Origin of the sequence: Agrobacterium sp. DSM 25558, from assembly GCF_900100825.1 — a bacterium.
Taxonomy (GTDB): Bacteria; Pseudomonadota; Alphaproteobacteria; order Rhizobiales; family Rhizobiaceae; genus Agrobacterium.
The window spans coordinates 215,963-231,578 of sequence record NZ_FMUD01000001.1; the positions used below are offsets into that span (position 1 = coordinate 215,963).

Below are 15,616 nucleotides of genomic sequence, written 5' to 3' on the forward strand. Positions count from 1 at the left end.
TTTGGATAGCTTGGCTTTATCGCGCGGATCATATAGCTAAATCGCTGACGCTTAAACTGGCTGATGCGTCACCCCGCATCGCCTGCATATTTCGGAGGTATGGTATGACGGAAACTAGCGCGACAGTGACACTCGGCGATAAAAAGGTCGATCTTCCTGTCCGAGAAGGCACGATCGGACCGAAGGTTGTCGATATCGGTACGCTTTACAGGAACACCGGTACCTTCACTTACGACCCGGGCTTCACGTCCACTGCCTCTTGCGAATCCAAGATCACCTATATCGATGGCGACGAAGGTGTTCTTCTGCACCGCGGCTATCCCATCGAGCAGCTTGCAGAACAGGGCGACTTCCTCGAAACCTGCTATCTGCTGCTGTACGGCGAACTGCCGACGACCGCACAGAAGAAAGACTTTGACACCCGCGTAACGCGCCATACCATGGTGCATGAACAGATGAGCCGCTTCTTCACCGGCTATCGCCGTGATGCGCACCCGATGGCCGTCATGTGCGGCACGGTCGGCGCGCTGTCTGCCTTCTATCACGACTCGACTGACATTACCGATCCGCACCAGCGCATGGTCGCTTCGCTTCGCATGATCGCGAAGATGCCGACGATTGCGGCAATGGCTTATAAGTACCACATCGGCCAGCCCTTCGTTTATCCGAAGAACGATCTGGATTACGCCTCCAACTTCCTCAACATGTGTTTCGCCGTACCTTGCGAAGACTACAAGGTCGATCCGGTACTGGCCCGCGCCATGGACCGCATCTTCATCCTGCATGCCGACCATGAGCAGAACGCCTCGACATCGACCGTTCGTCTTGCCGGCTCTTCTGGCGCCAACCCGTTTGCATGTATCGCCGCGGGCATCGCATGCCTCTGGGGCCCTGCCCACGGCGGCGCCAACGAAGCAGCGCTTAACATGCTGAACGAAATCGGTTCGGTTGATCGTATTCCTGAATACATCGCCCGCGCCAAGGACAAGAACGATCCGTTCCGCCTGATGGGCTTTGGCCACCGCGTTTACAAGAACTACGACCCGCGCGCCAAGATCATGCAGAAGACGATGTATGAAGTTCTGGAAGCCACCGGTAATGGTGACGACCCGATCATGCAGGTTGCGCTGGAACTCGAAAAGATCGCTCTGTCCGATCCATATTTCGTCGAAAAGAAGCTCTACCCCAACGTCGACTTCTACTCCGGCATCACGCTGAAGGCTCTCGGCTTCCCGACGACCATGTTCACCGTTCTGTTCGCCCTGGCCCGCACAGTCGGCTGGATCGCACAGTGGAACGAAATGATCGAAGACCCACAGCAGCGCATCGGCCGTCCACGCCAGCTGTATACGGGCGCCGCAAAGCGCGACTATACGCCGGTTTCCAAGCGTTAAGTTTGGAAGCATCGACTAAGAACCATAAAGCCGGGCCAACGCCCGGCTTTTCTATTGCTACAAAGCTCAATTCCGCAAAGCTTTCAATGCGCCGTCACGCCCAGAAACTGTTTCAGCTCGGGTGTCTTGGGTGCCGAAAAAACCTCCTCCGGTGGGCCTATCTCATGAACCTTGCCTTCGTGCATGAAGACGACGCGGGAGCAGACATCGCGCGCGAATTTCATTTCGTGGGTGACCATGACCAGCGTCATGCCTTCTGCGGCCAGTTCCCGTACCACGGCCAGAACTTCGGAAACGAGTTCCGGGTCGAGGGCAGACGTGATTTCGTCGCAGAGGAGTGCGGTGGGCTGCATGGCCAGCGCTCGGGCAATGGCCACGCGTTGCTGCTGACCACCCGACAGTTCGTCGGGATAGGCGTCGAATTTGTGGGCAAGACCGACACGCTCCAGCATTTTGCGCGCCAGCGCCTCTGCGTCCGTCCTCGGCGTTTTTTTCACCACGGTTTGGGATAGCATGACGTTTTCGCCGACGTTGAGATGCGGAAACAGATTGAACTGCTGAAAGATCATGCCGACCTTCAGCCGCAAGGCTTTCAGGTGAAGCTCATCATCGATGAACTGAGCGCCCGCCACAGAAATCGCGCCGGACGAGATGGTCTCGAGACCGTTTATGCAACGCAATAGCGTCGATTTTCCCGATCCACTCTTGCCGATGATGGCGATGACCTCGCCCGGATCGATATCCAGGTTGATGCCTTTGAGAACCTCGTTGCTGCCAAAGCTTTTGCGAACTTCAGTGATTTCGATGAGCGACATTGAGCTTCCTTTCGAGGATCTGGCTGCTTTTCGACAATGGCCAGCACAGCGCGAAATAAATGAGGGCAACGAGGCCATAAACGGTGAAAGGCTGGAACGTGGCGTTGGTGACGATCGTGCCTGCCTTGGAAAGCTCCACGAAACCGATGATCGAGGTGACCGCCGTTCCCTTGATGACCTGAACGGCGAAACCGACTGTGGGTGGAATGGCAACCCGCATGGCCTGCGGCAGGATGACGTAGCGCATCTGCTGCAAGCGCCCCATGCCGAGGCTAGCGGAGGCTTCCCATTGTCCCTTGGACACAGCCTCGACGCATCCGCGCCATATCTCGGTGAGGAATGCCGCAGCCCAAAGGATCAGCGTCAATCCGGCAGCCAGCCAGGCTGGAACATCGATACCGACCAATCCCAACCCAAAGAAGGCGATGAAAAGCTGCATGAGCAACGGCGTTCCCTGAAACAACTCCACATAATATTTGGAAAAGACCCGCAGGGATTTCTTTCTGGAAATGCGCATGAACAAAAGCAAAAGACCGACGGCTGCTCCGCCGAGGAAAGACACCAGCGAAAGAAGAACCGTCCAGCGGGCTGACAACACCAGGTTTCGCAAAATATCCCAGGTGGTGAACTCGATCATCGGGCACTCCTTCTGGGAAAGATGAAGCCGCCAACAACCAGAAGCAGCTGCCGCAACAAAATGGCGAGCGCGAGATAAATGACCGTCGATACCATGTAGGCCTCGAAGGCGCGGAATGTGCGCGACTGGATGAAATTGGCCGCAAATGTCAGATCTTCCGCGGCAATCTGCGACACGACAGAAGAGCCGAGCATGACGATGACGACCTGCGATGAGAGAGCGGGCCAGATGCGCTGGAGCGCTGGGACGAGCACGACGTGACGGAAGGTTTCGAACCGCGTCATGGCAAGGCTCGCTCCGGCCTCAAACTGACCCCTGGGCGTCGCCTGAATGCCGGCGCGAATGATTTCGCAGCTATAGGCCCCGAGATTGATGACCATGGCGATATTGGCCGCCGTCAATTCGTTCAACTGCAAGCCCAATGATGGCAGGCCGAAGAAGATGAAAAACAGCTGGATGAGAAATGGCGTGTTGCGGATCATCTCCACGTAAACAGCAATCGGCGGACGCAGCCATGTTGGCCCCAAAGCCCGCACCCATGCGCAGAAAATGCCGAGCGCGATTCCCAGAACACCACCAATAGCAATCAGCTGCAGCGTGATGAGAACGCCCTTCACGATTGCCGGATAATATTCGAGAAGCCACCCAAACTCGAAGGTGTAGTTCACGTTGGTTCCTTTCGAAAAAATACAAGGAACCGCGCCCTGCTCGAAGGCAGGGCACGACTTTTAAAAAATTGCTTTAGAGATCTTTAGGCAAATCGGTTTTCAGCCACTTCTGGGCAATGGCATTGAGACTGCCGTCGGCTTTTGCAGCAGCAAGGATCGCATCGACTTTCTCACGCAAAGCGGGTTGGTCCTTGTTGAGGCCGATATAGCAGGGAGAGTTCTTGATCAGGAATTTCAGTTCCGGCCGCTTTGGCGGGTTCTTTTCCAAAATAGCGGCCGCAACGACGTTGCCGGTCGCAACCGTTTCCACCTGCCCGGACAGGAAGGCGGAGATGGTGCCGTTATTGTCTTCATAGCGCTTGATGGTGGCATCGGCTGGCGCGATCTTCGTCAGCTCCAGATCCTCCACAGCGCCGCGTGTCACGCCGATCGTTTTGCCCGACAGGTCTTCTGCCTTCTCGATCTTCACGGCGTCAGGTGCAAAAACGCCGTTGAAGAAGGGTGCATAAGCCACCGAAAAATCGATCACCTTTTCTCGGTCGGCATTCTTGCCGAGGCTGGAAATGACCAGATCGACTTTGTTGGTCTGGAGATAAGGAACGCGGTTTGCGCTGGTGACCGGCACAAGTTCTGTTTTCACGCCCAGCTTTTCAGCAATCAGATTGGCGACATCGATGTCGTATCCACGGGGTGCCATGTCGATTCCGACGCTGCCGAATGGCGGGAAATCCTGCGGGACTGCAACACGGATCGATCCGCGCGCAGAAATATCGCTCAAGGTATCCGCCGAGGAAGGAGCGGCGAAGCTCACACTGGCGGCGAGAGCTACGGCGGCGAAAAATGTGCGTCTGTTTAACATTATGAAATCTCCTAAATGGTTGCGTGATGGGCAGGAAGAGAAAGTGAACTGCGAAGATCGGAATGGCGGCCGCGCTGGCGCGTCAGATCGAGGCCGGTCTCGACCTCGTCCAGATGCGTGGCTGCAAGGTCTGCGGCCTTGGAAAAGTCACCCGCATCCATCGCCTCGAACATGCGGCAATGTCCCTCATGAGATTGGGCAGCGTGAAAATCTGATTGGTACAGCATCGAAATAAGGATCGTGCGGGCTGTCAGGTCGCGCAGCAGATCGATAATGATTTCGTTTCCGGCAATTTCAGCAATACGAATGTGGAAATCACCCATCAGGCATGTGAGCCGTTGCCGGTCGCAAGCAGCCATCGCGTCTTTTTCTTCGCTCAGGTGATCAAGAAGAATTTGACGACCCTGTGGGGGCAACCTCGTCATGCTCCGCAACAGACCGCACTCGATGACGCGCCGCGCCTCATAGACTTTAATCGCCTCCTCGGCCGACGGCTCTATGACGAACCAGCCGCGGCGTGGACTGACCTTGACGACGCCACGGCTCCCAAGCCGCATCAGCGCCTCACGTATCTTGGTGCGCGACACGCCATAAATTTCGGCGAGCTGACTTTCGCCCAACCGGGTTCCGGGGCGTATTCGAGCGGAGAGAATGCCGGAAACGATGGCCTTCTCTATCGCAGTTTGGTCGGTGTCGGGTGCATGTCTATCTTGCATACAAGATGGAAAAGCAAACGATGTGCCAATTGATCAGCACAAAAGATTGCAGGCCGGATCATTACGACACGTTGGCAGACCAGTGATTTTTGATTATTTTTTAATCCAGGCGGATTTCGACACCGATCAAATATTATGCGCCAAGGTGCCAACGGCACCAATCTTGCTGCGATAGACAGACAGTAAAATCTCAGCACCAACCTCACCCGGAGGACGCTCGGTGCGCAGACGCTCCTGCACCAGCGCAAAACCTTCCAGCATGGCCTGCCGCTGGAGCGTATCGGATGACAGTCGCTCGGCCCAACGCAGCATGGAGCCTGCGCGCACCACTTCGTTGATATATTCCGGCACCACGGCATAATCTGCAATAAGGTTGGGCAGAGCACCCGTCCAGGTCTTGATGCGCCTGCTCAGCATGGTGAAGATCCAGTCCGTTTTGTAGACTGAAACGACCGGCACATGGGCCAGCGCAAGCTCCAGAATAACCGTTCCAGACGCGGCAATGGCGGCATCCGCCTCAGCAAACGCCTGCCACTTGAAGGCTGAACCCATATCGATCTGAGGGCGGATATGATCCGGCCAGGACGCCGCAAGCCCACGGATCAAGCTTTCCTGTCTGGGCACCGTTGGAAGAACAAATCGTGTGGGACCATTTCGCTCGACAAATGCCTGCGCCGCATCCCTGAACGGCTCCATCAACCGCGTGATTTCGGTCGACCTCGAGCCAGGCAGCAGAAGAATGGTTCTTGGCTCTCCCAAGCCAGGCAGAGGTCGCGCGGCACGCTTTGCACGAACCTCCAGCAGATCAGCATCGACGCTCAGCCGATGGCCGACGAATGTTGTCGGCGGGCCGCCAAGGCGTCGCATTGTCTCGGGCTCGAACGGCAGCAGCGCCAGCACGTGGTCGACATAGGACAGCATCGCCGTTGCGCGGTATTCCTTCCACGCCCAGACGCTTGGGCAGACGTAATTGATGACCGGCAGCTGCGGCAATGCTTTGCGTACACGCTTGGTAACGCGGTGCGTGAAATCCGGGCTGTCGATGATCAACAGAACATCCGGCTTTGCGGCGATAATCGCATTGGCCGTTTCCTTGATTCTCGCGATCATCTGCGGCAGTTTTTTCAAAACCTGCGTGAAACCCATGATCGACAATTCGGAATAATCGAACAGCGAAACGAGACCTTCTGCGATCAGGCCATCGCCGCCAACGCCGACCAGTTCGACATGTCCCGGATATTGCTGCTTCAAGGCCCGCACCAGATCCGCCCCCAGCAGATCGCCTGAGACTTCCCCGGCGATCACCGCCAATTTGAGAACGCTGTCGGTCACATCATCTCTCCCGCAAGGCCCACATCTATACCACAGACGAACAACCCGGCATCATCGGCAGCCCTCAACATGACCTCTCGGTCCAGCACGAACGCCCTGCCCGCTTCGACAGCTATGCCGGCGAGCCCGGCTCTTGCCGCATTTTCCACGGTGGATGGGCCGATGGTTGGTAAATCGGCGCGAATATCCTGCTGCGGCTTGCACAGCTTGACCAGAACGCCTTTCCTGCGGCTGGAGATGCGCCCCTCTGCGCGTAAGGAGGCAACGCGCGCCAACATGCCATCGGTCCCCTCGACGCCCTCCAGTGCCACGAGGCGCCCGCCGACGGAGACAGAGCCCTGCCCCACGTCCAGCGCACCGAGTGCGAGTGCGGCCTTGGCGGCCTTGGCGATATCCCGGTGGTCATCATCTCCAGGCGCGACTTTACCGAGCGCACCCGTCGTCGCCAGCAAACCCGGCGCGATTTCATGCGCACCGATAACCCGTGCGCCCTGCGCTTCGATCAGCCTGATCACCATTTGCAGCACTGTATCATCGCCACCGGACAAGAGGGTGCGGATGATGGACGGCATTTTTGCAATCATTTTGAAGTTGGGACGAATCTCTCGCCACTCAGGGCGCCGCGAGACGCCACCCGATAGCACGACGCGGTCGATACCCTGTGCCGACAGCAGTTTACCGAGCGCCGAAACATCGCCAACGCTGATCGAGACACTTTCGAACTTCGTCCAGTCAAGATCGGCTTCGTTTTTCAAACGGATGATGAAGGGCACCTCACCTGACTGTTGCGCAGCCTCCGCTACATAGTAAGGAAGAAACCCACTACCAGCGATGATTGCCAGCCGCCCCGCACCCTGTGTCACAGCCTATTTTCCACGGTGGGGCGAGGAAATTGCCCTATCACTGGCAGCAGCAATAAAGTCGATGATCTCAAGTGCCTGTGGGCATTCCAGATATTCATCGCGGATGGCGGCGGCGTTCGTGCGAACATTGCCTCCGCTCTCGAATATCTGCTTGTAAGCACGGCGAACCTTGTGGATTTCAGCACGCTCGATGCCTGCGCGCGTCATGCCGACGATGTTCAAACCGCTCAAAATACCGGGATTGCCATTCAGCATCCCATAGGGAACGACATCGTAACTGACGGCGGACAGCCCGCCGATAAAGGCTTGGCGGCCAACACGCGTGAACTGATGAACGGCAGAGCCGCCACCCAGAATGGCCCGGTCCTCGATCGTCACGTGACCCGCCAGCATGACGTTGTTGGACAGGATGATATTGTTGCCCAGACGACAATCATGCGCCACATGCGCATAGGCAAGGAACAGATTGTTGTTGCCGACAACAGTGGTGCCGCCATGTTCGACGGTACCGGTGTTCATCGTCACACCTTCACGGATCGTGCAGTTTTCACCGATGACCAGCGTCGTGTCGACCGCGCTGTGGTGTGCACTCTGCGAATCGCCACCGATCACGGCTGATGGCCAGATTTTCGTACCCTTGCCGACCGTGGTCGAGCCAAGAACGACGACGTGGCTGATCAACTGAACATCATCATGCAGCGTGACTTTGGGGCCGACATGGCAGAACGGGCCGACGACGACGTTTTCACCGATGACCGCACCGTCTTCAATGAAAGACATCGGGTGAATTTTGGCCGAAGCCGCAATCTTGCTCATTGCTGATCCTCGGGGATCATCATTGCTCCGATATCGGCTTCGGCAACCAGAACACCGTCAACCTTGGCATCGCAGTGGAATTTCCAGACATTGCCGCGCTGGCGCTGCTTGACGACATAAATCTCCAGGCGATCGCCTGGCACGACGGGCTTGCGGAAACGCGCATTGTCGATCGTCATGAAATAAACGAGGTTGCCACCATCACCCTGCTTGCGCGCACAAATGGCACCAGCCGTCTGCGCCATGGCTTCCACAATCAGAACGCCCGGCATGATGGGTCGATCCGGGAAGTGACCCGTGAAGTGTGGCTCGTTGACCGTCACGTTCTTGATGCCGGTTGCCGAGTTATCAGCGTCGATATCAATGATCTTGTCGATCAACAAAAATGGATAACGATGCGGCAGCAGCTTCATCACCTCGAGGATGTCAGCCGCGCCAAGCGCCGTCTTTGTCTCTTCAGACATTCTTCTCTCCTGTCTTCTTGTCTCGCTCCTCAGCACGGGCCAGCAACTCGGCCATATCGCGCAGGAAATGTTTGAGCGGCCGCGCCGGCACGCCGCCATATTTCGCGCCCGCCGGCACGTCGGCGACAACGCCGCTCATTGCCGCAATCTGCACGCCGTCTCCGATGGTGATATGGCCGTTGATACCACTGGCACCGCCAATCATCACACCGTCGCCAATGCGCGTGCTGCCTGCGATGCCGACCTTGCTGACGATGCCGCAATGACGACCGATGCGCACGTTGTGACCAATCTGAACCTGATTGTCGATTTTCGTACCTTCGCCGATCACCGTGTCATCCATCGTGCCACGATCTACCGTGGTGTTGGCACCAATCTCGACATTGTCCTGAATGATGACGCGACCGATCTGCACGATCTTAATCATACCGCGCGGTCCCGGGGCGTAACCAAAGCCATCCTGACCAATGCGCGCACCGTTGTGAATGATCACGCCATTGCCGATCAAAGCCGAAAGAATGCTGGCACCGCCGGCGATCGTACAATCGCGGCCAATCTGGACGTCTGCACCAATGACCGCACCTGGTCCAATCCGAGTTCCTGCGCCGATATGGGTATTCGCGCCGATCACAGCGAACGGCTCCACCACAACACCCGCCTCCAGCTTCGCGGATGGATCGATATGAGCGGCGGCGGAAATTTCGGTCTCCTGCCCGGCGATCGCCGATGGCTTCATCGCGGAAGGATGCAGCAACGCTCCCGCCTGCGCAAAAACCATATGGGGATTTTTGGAGATAAGAGCCGGAATATGATCAGGAATGAGCCCTTTGAGAGCCGTATCACAAATGATCGCTGCAGCCTCACACGTCAGCAACTCATCCCGGTTTCGACGCGAGAGAATGTAGCAAAGCTGATCGGACTTTGCCCGGTAAACGGGCGCAATCGAACGCACCAGGCGATCACCCGCAGCCTCATCAGACAGTTCCGCCCCAAGACGGTCTGCGATGTCTCTCAATCGCATGCCATCATGGGGCGGAAAAAAAGCATTATATTCCATCAGCCGGATACTCCAGAACGTTCAAACTCGCAGTTCTGGACTGCCGATATCAGAAAGTGTTGGACATGCCAAACCGGAAATTCTGCACTTCGTCGTAGTCTTCCTTCATGAAAGGAACTGCGTAGTCTACGCGCAGAGGACCGAACGGCGAAGCCCACATCAGACCGATACCAGCAGATGCACGGATCGAGCTATCGTCCTGCACGTTTTCACCAGCAGCAGTACGAACCTTATTGCCATAAAGCGTACCCGCATCAACGAAACCGGCAAGGCGCAGACCGAAGTCTTCAGGAACGCCAGGCATAGGAGCCGTCACTTCAGCAGAGGCCGCAAAGTATGTCGTACCGCCGATTGCGTCGTCACCGATGCGCGGGCCGATACCATCATTTTCGAAGCCACGGATTACGCGACCGCCGATTTTGAACTGGTCGAACACGAGCAGATTGTCGCCAGTCGGGGCAACATAACCAGCCTGACCCGTGATCGAACCGATAATGTCGTACTCGTCAGACAGCGTGTGGTAGTAACGAGCCTTGGCATAAATCTTGTAGTATTCGGAGTCGCCACCGAGACCAGCAAATTCGTTGGTCAAAGCACCCTGCCAGCCTTCGCGTGGCATGTTGCGGTCGTCCAAGGAATTGTAGGCGAGCGTGTTGGAAATGATCGATTGCGTCCAATTGCCGCCATTGATCAGATCGACGTACGGGCTAGCCAGGTTCACATAGTTACCCGCACCATCGACATCGTCGAAACCGGATTTTCCATCATACTTGATCTGCTTGTACGTGTACTTGAACGTCGTCGCCAGATTTTCTGTGATGGGCGCCGTTACGCGAAGCGCAAAGCCCTGCTCATCGTAATCATAGTAGTCTTCGCTCGAGCTCTGGCTTTTGAACAGATCGAAACCTGCGGCAAGGCGATAGCCGAGGAAGTAAGGCTCGGTGAACGAAAGGTTGTACGTACGCGCGTCGTCCTGGCCGGCACCAGCAGCAATACGAATGTACTGGCCGCGACCGAGGAAGTTCTTTTCTTCGATCGACGCTTCGAGCAGCGCACCATCGTTCTGGGAATAACCAGCACCGATACCGAACGAGCCGGTTGCCTGATCTTCGACGTCAACCACGATCACGACGCGGTCAGGGGCGCTGCCCTGCGATGTGCCGATGTTGACCTTGGAGAAGTAGCCGAGTGCTTCGAGACGACGCTTGGCAGCGCTGACAACCGTCTGGTTGAAAGCATCGCCTTCGCTGATGTCGAATTCTCGGCGAATAACATAATCACGCGTACGTGTGTTACCGCGGATTTCGATACGCTCGACGTATGCACGCTCGCCCTGATCGACGATGTAGGTCACACCGATGGTGTTGCCAGCCATGTCACGGTCGCCACGAGGCGTCACGCGTGCAAAAGGATAACCTTCTGCGGAGACGCGTTTGGAAATGGCTTCGATGCTCTGCTGAACTTCTTTGGCGCTGTAACCAGCACCGGACTTGGTTTCGACCAGACCCTGCAATTCAGAACCATCGACACCTGGAACGGTGGATTCAACAGCCACATTACCGAATGCGTAACGCTGACCTTCGTCAACATTGATCGTGATCGTGTATTCGTTGGTCGCCTCATCCAGAACCGCGTCCGAAGACGTTACCCGGAAGTCGGCATAGCCGCGGTTGTAATAAAACTGGCGCAGCGCTTCTTCGTCAGCGCGCAACTTGTCCTCATTGTAGACATCCTTACGCGTCAGGAAGGACAGCATGTTGGATTTCTTGGTGTTGAGAACAGCAGCAAGACGGCCATCGCTATAAGCGTTGTTACCGACGAAATCGATGCGAGCGATCTTCGTGCGTTCACCTTCGTTGATCACGAAAGCAAGGTTGACGCGACCCTGACCGACATTCACGACCTGCGTCGTAACCTGAACATCGCTACGACCGATGGCAGCATAAGCGTCCTTGATGCGCGCAATATCGGCAGTCACGAGTGTCTGGTCGTAAGGACCGAGAGACTGGGTCTGAACGATACCCTGAAGCTTGTCGTCCTTGATCTTGCGGTTGCCGTTGAAAACGACCTGGTTGACGAGATTGTTCTCGCTCACCGTCACAACGAGAGTCTTACCAGAAACGCTCATGCTGACGTTGGAAAAATAACCCGTCGCATAAAGGCGCTTGACCGATTCATCGATGTCAGCGTTGGAAAAATTCTGACCGGGAGCGATCGTGATGTTGGACCGCACAGCGTCCGCGCCGGAGCGCTCAGCGCCACGCACGTCAACTCTGCTGATGACAGCCGCATTGGCAACTCCAGAAGAGACGAGCACTCCCAGAACTGCAACCGAAGAAACACCAGCAGACAGCGCAACCGCCGACACCGCGTTCAAAAACTTTGAACCAGCCTTCATTTTTAATTCTTACCTTTTCCCGTTGTCCCTCAGCGGGCGGAACCCGACTCCGGCCATCTGTCGTCGTTTTACCTGCTTTTCCTCTACAAGCAAGCCCGACCGTTAATTTCTGTTTACTTCGCAAGCTACCGTGGCTCAATCGCCACTTTGGCATCAAAACAAGGTAAACGCCCCGTTAAAAAATTAGCTCTAAAGCCCCATTCAGCCAATCAAGCTGCTGATATCATTCCAAGTCGCAAAAACCATTAGACTGAAAATCATTACCATTCCAATACGGAAAGCAAACTCCTGAGCACCCGGTCCTAGCGGTCTGCCACGCACGGCCTCGATGGCGTAAAACACCAGATGGCCGCCGTCCAGAATCGGGACCGGCATCAGATTAAGCAGGCCAATCGAAACAGAAAGCAAGGCCGCAAGCTGAATGACAGCTGCAAAACCGAGAGATGCCATCTGACCTGATGCCTGAGCGACACGCACAGGACCGCCGAGTTGATCCGCATTCATGCGACCGGTGACGAGGTTGCCGATATAGGCAAACGTGCCGGTGACGACGTGGCCGGTCTCACGCACACCTTCAACCAGCGCCTCGGTGGGCGAATAGGTGACGTGGCGGAAATTGCCGCGGGTCTGGTCAGTGACGATGCCGATAATGCCCAGCTCCATCTTGTTGCCGAACTGATCCTTCGTCTCGGTTCTGGTCGGCACCATGGGCAGAACGATATCCTGACCGTTTCTTTCCACGGTCACGGTAATGGGGGTGCCTGGACGAACAGCAACGTAGCGACGAACATCTTCGAATGTCTTGACGGCTTCACCATCGATGGCGACCAATCTGTCACCCGCCAGAACGCCAGCGGACTGCGCCACACTGTTTTCGCGCACTTCGGAAACGATCGGATCGGAAATCATCCGGCCATAAATGGCGAAAAGCGCCGCAAAAATCAGGATTGCCAGAATGAAATTCGCGATAGGGCCAGCAGCGACGGTTGCCGCCCTTTTCCACAACTTTGCACCGGCAAGTGTCTGCGCGCGCTCTTCCAGCGTCAGGTTGACAAGGCTGTCGCTGTCCGGCTTGCTGGCGACATCCTCGTCGCCGAAGAATTTGACATAACCGCCAAGAGGAACAGCCGAAATCTTCCAGCGGGTTCCGTGTTTGTCGGTAAAGCCGATCAGCTCAGGGCCGAAACCGATGGAAAAAGCTGTGGATCGTATGCCGCACCAGCGGCCCACCAGATAATGCCCCATCTCGTGAACGAAGACGAGAAGAGAAAGCACGAGAATGAACGGCACCATATAACCGGTCAAAAATCCAACCGTCGCCGTCACCATATCCATATTTTCCAAGCCTTTCGCTCAACGCTACAATCAGAATCCGGGCAGAATTCCGCTACCTGATCCTGGCACATCACCGGTTATCGCCGCGTGAACGACAGCAATGAGGAATACGGTAAAGCAGGCAAAAACAAGACCGTCAACCCGGTCCATGAAGCCGCCATGCCCGGGGATGAGATGGCTGGAATCCTTCACCTTGAAGCGGCGCTTGATAAAGGATTCGAACAGGTCGCCAATCTGGCTGAAAACGGACAAGGCCAGCGCCAGCGCCAAGACGACGACCCCGATCCGTCCATGGTAGATTGCCGAAACCGCGCCGCCCGCCACAACGCCCGAAACCGTGCCACCGATGGCACCGGACCACGTCTTGCCGGGCGAAATCGATGGTGCCAGTTTCGGCCCGCCAATGGCACGACCGACGAAATAGGCCAGAATATCCGTTGCCCAGACAATGGCGAAGACGAACACCATGGCAACGATGCCCGTTGGTTCCTCACCACGGATGGCCGCAAGCGAGATGCCGCTGAGCCCGGAATAGATCATACCGCCGACAAGCCACCAGTTTTTGCCGCGCAGGACAGGAAACAAGGCTGCGGTCAGCGTAAAGCCAGACAGCAACGGCAGATCGAGAGAAGGTTCACCGAAGATCGTGTTGCCGCTGATCACCGCAATGGCAAACCAACCCCAGGCATAGCCAGTCGGGTTGGTATCGGACAGTTTGGTGATGGACGTCCACTCGTAATAGATCAGCAGCGACAGAACGCCGGCAAAAAGGCGGAACATCATTCCGCCATACCATGTGGCGGTCAGGATAACGGCAGCCAGTACGAGGGCGGATATGATCCGCAGCTTGAGTTCGCGGCTCATTATGCGCCCGCCAGGGCGACTTGATCCGGCAGACCGCCGAACCTGCGGTCGCGCGTCATATATTGATCGATTGCGGAAAAGAATGTCTTGCGGTCGAAGTCCGGCCAGTAATCGGGGATGAACAGAAACTCCGAATAGGCAGCCTGCCACAACAGAAAATTGGACAGACGCTCTTCGCCGCTAGTGCGGATGATGAGATCCGGGTCCGGAATTCCCGCCGTATCAAGACGCGCCGTAATGGCGTCTGGGGTAACAGCGGAGACGTCGATCTTGCCAAGGGCTACGTCCCTGGCAAGGGAGGCCGCAGCGCGCGCAATTTCATCACGAGAGCCGTAGTTGAACGCAATGACCAGCGTCAGCGCCGTGTTGTCACGCGTTGTCTGTTCGGCTTCCGTCAGCAATGCGCTGATATCATCGTTCAGGCCTTCGCGATCACCGATCACGCGAATGCGAACATTCTCCTTGTGCAGATCGGCAAGGTCCCGGCGGATGAAAGCCTTGAGAAGCCCCAGCAGATCGCTGACTTCGGTAACCGGCCTGCGCCAGTTTTCCGAGGAGAAGGCGAAGAGTGTAAGATATTTCAGCCCGCATTCGCCAGCCGCCCTCACCGTTTCGCGCACGGCCTCAACTCCGCGCCGGTGCCCCATGATACGGGGAAGACCGCGCTGCTTGGCCCAACGCCCGTTGCCATCCATGATGATGGCAACATGCTCAGGCAGTGAGGAACGTGTAATGTCCGACATCTCGATCCAGTTTAAGCAACGCGGAAGATAAAATAATACACAGGGTTGGCGATAACGCCACCTACACCTGCATGATTTCTCTTTCCTTCTCGCCAAGCAAGCGATCAATGTCCGAAATCGTATCATCGGTCATTTTCTGAACCTTTTCAGACAGCGAACGGCTTTCGTCCTGACCGATGTCACCATCTTTTTCGGCTTTTTTCAGACCGTCCATACCATCGCGGCGAACGTGGCGGATCGCGACCTTGGCCTTTTCGGCATAATCATGCGCGACCTTGACGAGCGACTTGCGGCGCTCTTCATTGAGCTCCGGCAAAGGAATACGCAGGTTCTGGCCATCAACGATCGGGTTCAGGCCAAGGTTCGATTCGCGGATTGCACGGTCGACGGCGCCAACCATCGACTTGTCCCAGATGTTCACACCTAGCATGCGGGCCTCGGGAACCGTGATATTGGCGACCTGCGACAATGGTACACGCGAGCCATAGGCATCAACCGTTACGGGGTCGAGAATGTTTGCAGAAGCGCGCCCGGTGCGAAGCGATGCGATATCGCTTTTGAAGGCATTGATCGCGCCATCCATGCGACGCTTGATATCGTTGATGTCAGTACCACTCATATTCATACTCCGTCAGTTCTGGCCTTACCGGCCCAA

Annotated in this window: 16 protein-coding genes; 1 reads left to right on the plus strand and 15 read right to left on the minus strand. The window is 56.3% G+C overall.

Translation table 11 applies throughout. The features are described from left to right. Nucleotides 1-104 precede the first annotated feature (104 nt). Entirely contained in the window at nucleotides 105-1,394 is a 1,290-nt protein-coding gene (gene gltA, locus DSM25558_RS01120) for a citrate synthase (protein ID WP_077100965.1), read from the plus strand. Nucleotides 1,395-1,477: 83 nt separating this feature from the next. Here the strand turns inward: gltA and DSM25558_RS01125 are convergent, their stop codons facing one another. The 15 genes from DSM25558_RS01125 to frr form a co-directional block, all read right to left on the minus strand. Beyond that, nucleotides 1,478-2,209, minus strand: a complete 732-nt coding sequence (locus DSM25558_RS01125) for an amino acid ABC transporter ATP-binding protein (RefSeq protein ID WP_077100967.1) — start codon at nucleotides 2,207-2,209, stop codon at nucleotides 1,478-1,480. Further along, nucleotides 2,187-2,846: an amino acid ABC transporter permease gene (locus tag DSM25558_RS01130; RefSeq protein ID WP_077100969.1), complete on the minus strand. Its 660-nt coding sequence runs from the start codon at nucleotides 2,844-2,846 to the stop codon at nucleotides 2,187-2,189. Before DSM25558_RS01130 ends, DSM25558_RS01125 begins: the two co-directional genes overlap by 23 nt. Then, entirely contained in the window at nucleotides 2,843-3,514 is a 672-nt protein-coding gene (locus tag DSM25558_RS01135; RefSeq protein WP_077100971.1) for an amino acid ABC transporter permease, read from the minus strand. Before DSM25558_RS01135 ends, DSM25558_RS01130 begins: the two co-directional genes overlap by 4 nt. 73 nt (nucleotides 3,515-3,587) lie before the next feature. Then, the gene (locus tag DSM25558_RS01140; protein WP_077100973.1) at nucleotides 3,588-4,373 is read right to left on the minus strand and encodes a transporter substrate-binding domain-containing protein; all 786 of its coding nucleotides are present in this window, start codon (nucleotides 4,371-4,373) and stop codon (nucleotides 3,588-3,590) included. Nucleotides 4,374-4,384: 11 nt separating this feature from the next. Next, nucleotides 4,385-5,089, minus strand: coding sequence for a GntR family transcriptional regulator (locus DSM25558_RS01145; protein ID WP_077100975.1), 705 nt, complete (start codon nucleotides 5,087-5,089; stop codon nucleotides 4,385-4,387). 126 nt (nucleotides 5,090-5,215) lie between these two features. After that, the gene (gene lpxB / locus DSM25558_RS01150) at nucleotides 5,216-6,421 is read right to left on the minus strand and encodes a lipid-A-disaccharide synthase (RefSeq protein WP_077100977.1); all 1,206 of its coding nucleotides are present in this window, start codon (nucleotides 6,419-6,421) and stop codon (nucleotides 5,216-5,218) included. Then, nucleotides 6,418-7,284 (minus strand): LpxI family protein, encoded by an 867-nt coding sequence (locus tag DSM25558_RS01155; protein ID WP_077100979.1) that lies wholly within the window; start codon nucleotides 7,282-7,284, stop codon nucleotides 6,418-6,420. The genes lpxB and DSM25558_RS01155 overlap by 4 nt, the downstream gene beginning before the upstream one ends. Before the next feature lie 3 nt (nucleotides 7,285-7,287). Then, nucleotides 7,288-8,100 (minus strand): acyl-ACP--UDP-N-acetylglucosamine O-acyltransferase, encoded by an 813-nt coding sequence (gene lpxA, locus DSM25558_RS01160; RefSeq protein WP_077100981.1) that lies wholly within the window; start codon nucleotides 8,098-8,100, stop codon nucleotides 7,288-7,290. Beyond that, nucleotides 8,097-8,564 (minus strand): 3-hydroxyacyl-ACP dehydratase FabZ, encoded by a 468-nt coding sequence (gene fabZ, locus DSM25558_RS01165; protein WP_077100982.1) that lies wholly within the window; start codon nucleotides 8,562-8,564, stop codon nucleotides 8,097-8,099. The genes lpxA and fabZ overlap by 4 nt, the downstream gene beginning before the upstream one ends. After that, nucleotides 8,557-9,621, minus strand: coding sequence for a UDP-3-O-(3-hydroxymyristoyl)glucosamine N-acyltransferase (gene lpxD / locus DSM25558_RS01170; RefSeq protein WP_077100984.1), 1,065 nt, complete (start codon nucleotides 9,619-9,621; stop codon nucleotides 8,557-8,559). Before lpxD ends, fabZ begins: the two co-directional genes overlap by 8 nt. 49 nt (nucleotides 9,622-9,670) lie before the next feature. Further along, the gene (gene bamA, locus DSM25558_RS01175; RefSeq protein ID WP_077100986.1) at nucleotides 9,671-12,019 is read right to left on the minus strand and encodes an outer membrane protein assembly factor BamA; all 2,349 of its coding nucleotides are present in this window, start codon (nucleotides 12,017-12,019) and stop codon (nucleotides 9,671-9,673) included. Between the two features lie 201 nt (nucleotides 12,020-12,220). Further along, the gene (gene rseP, locus DSM25558_RS01180) at nucleotides 12,221-13,354 is read right to left on the minus strand and encodes an RIP metalloprotease RseP (RefSeq protein ID WP_077100988.1); all 1,134 of its coding nucleotides are present in this window, start codon (nucleotides 13,352-13,354) and stop codon (nucleotides 12,221-12,223) included. A gap of 30 nt (nucleotides 13,355-13,384) precedes the next feature. Beyond that, nucleotides 13,385-14,218: a phosphatidate cytidylyltransferase gene (locus DSM25558_RS01185; RefSeq protein WP_077100990.1), complete on the minus strand. Its 834-nt coding sequence runs from the start codon at nucleotides 14,216-14,218 to the stop codon at nucleotides 13,385-13,387. Continuing rightward, nucleotides 14,218-14,961 carry an isoprenyl transferase gene (locus DSM25558_RS01190; protein ID WP_077100992.1) on the minus strand — a complete coding sequence of 248 codons (744 nt, stop codon included), beginning with the start codon at nucleotides 14,959-14,961 and terminating at the stop codon, nucleotides 14,218-14,220. Before DSM25558_RS01190 ends, DSM25558_RS01185 begins: the two co-directional genes overlap by 1 nt. Before the next feature lie 61 nt (nucleotides 14,962-15,022). Beyond that, nucleotides 15,023-15,580 carry a ribosome recycling factor gene (frr, locus tag DSM25558_RS01195; protein WP_077100994.1) on the minus strand — a complete coding sequence of 186 codons (558 nt, stop codon included), beginning with the start codon at nucleotides 15,578-15,580 and terminating at the stop codon, nucleotides 15,023-15,025. Nucleotides 15,581-15,616: the final 36 nt, after the last annotated feature.

Excerpts from the sequence above, each read along its gene's own strand:
- rseP (WP_077100988.1), bottom strand. The coding sequence starts at position 13,354 with ATGGATATGGTGACGGCGACGGTTGGATTTTTGACCGGTTATATGGTG.
- fabZ (WP_077100982.1), bottom strand. The coding sequence starts at position 8,564 with ATGTCTGAAGAGACAAAGACGGCGCTTGGCGCGGCTGACATCCTCGAG.
- bamA (WP_077100986.1), bottom strand. The coding sequence starts at position 12,019 with ATGAAGGCTGGTTCAAAGTTTTTGAACGCGGTGTCGGCGGTTGCGCTG.
- DSM25558_RS01145 (WP_077100975.1), bottom strand. The coding sequence starts at position 5,089 with ATGCAAGATAGACATGCACCCGACACCGACCAAACTGCGATAGAGAAG.
- lpxD (WP_077100984.1), bottom strand. The coding sequence starts at position 9,621 with ATGGAATATAATGCTTTTTTTCCGCCCCATGATGGCATGCGATTGAGA.
- DSM25558_RS01140 (WP_077100973.1), bottom strand. The coding sequence starts at position 4,373 with ATGTTAAACAGACGCACATTTTTCGCCGCCGTAGCTCTCGCCGCCAGT.
- lpxA (WP_077100981.1), bottom strand. The coding sequence starts at position 8,100 with ATGAGCAAGATTGCGGCTTCGGCCAAAATTCACCCGATGTCTTTCATT.
- DSM25558_RS01190 (WP_077100992.1), bottom strand. The coding sequence starts at position 14,961 with ATGTCGGACATTACACGTTCCTCACTGCCTGAGCATGTTGCCATCATC.
- DSM25558_RS01130 (WP_077100969.1), bottom strand. The coding sequence starts at position 2,846 with ATGATCGAGTTCACCACCTGGGATATTTTGCGAAACCTGGTGTTGTCA.
- DSM25558_RS01185 (WP_077100990.1), bottom strand. The coding sequence starts at position 14,218 with ATGAGCCGCGAACTCAAGCTGCGGATCATATCCGCCCTCGTACTGGCT.
- frr (WP_077100994.1), bottom strand. The coding sequence starts at position 15,580 with ATGAGTGGTACTGACATCAACGATATCAAGCGTCGCATGGATGGCGCG.
- gltA (WP_077100965.1), top strand. The coding sequence starts at position 105 with ATGACGGAAACTAGCGCGACAGTGACACTCGGCGATAAAAAGGTCGAT.
- DSM25558_RS01125 (WP_077100967.1), bottom strand. The coding sequence starts at position 2,209 with ATGTCGCTCATCGAAATCACTGAAGTTCGCAAAAGCTTTGGCAGCAAC.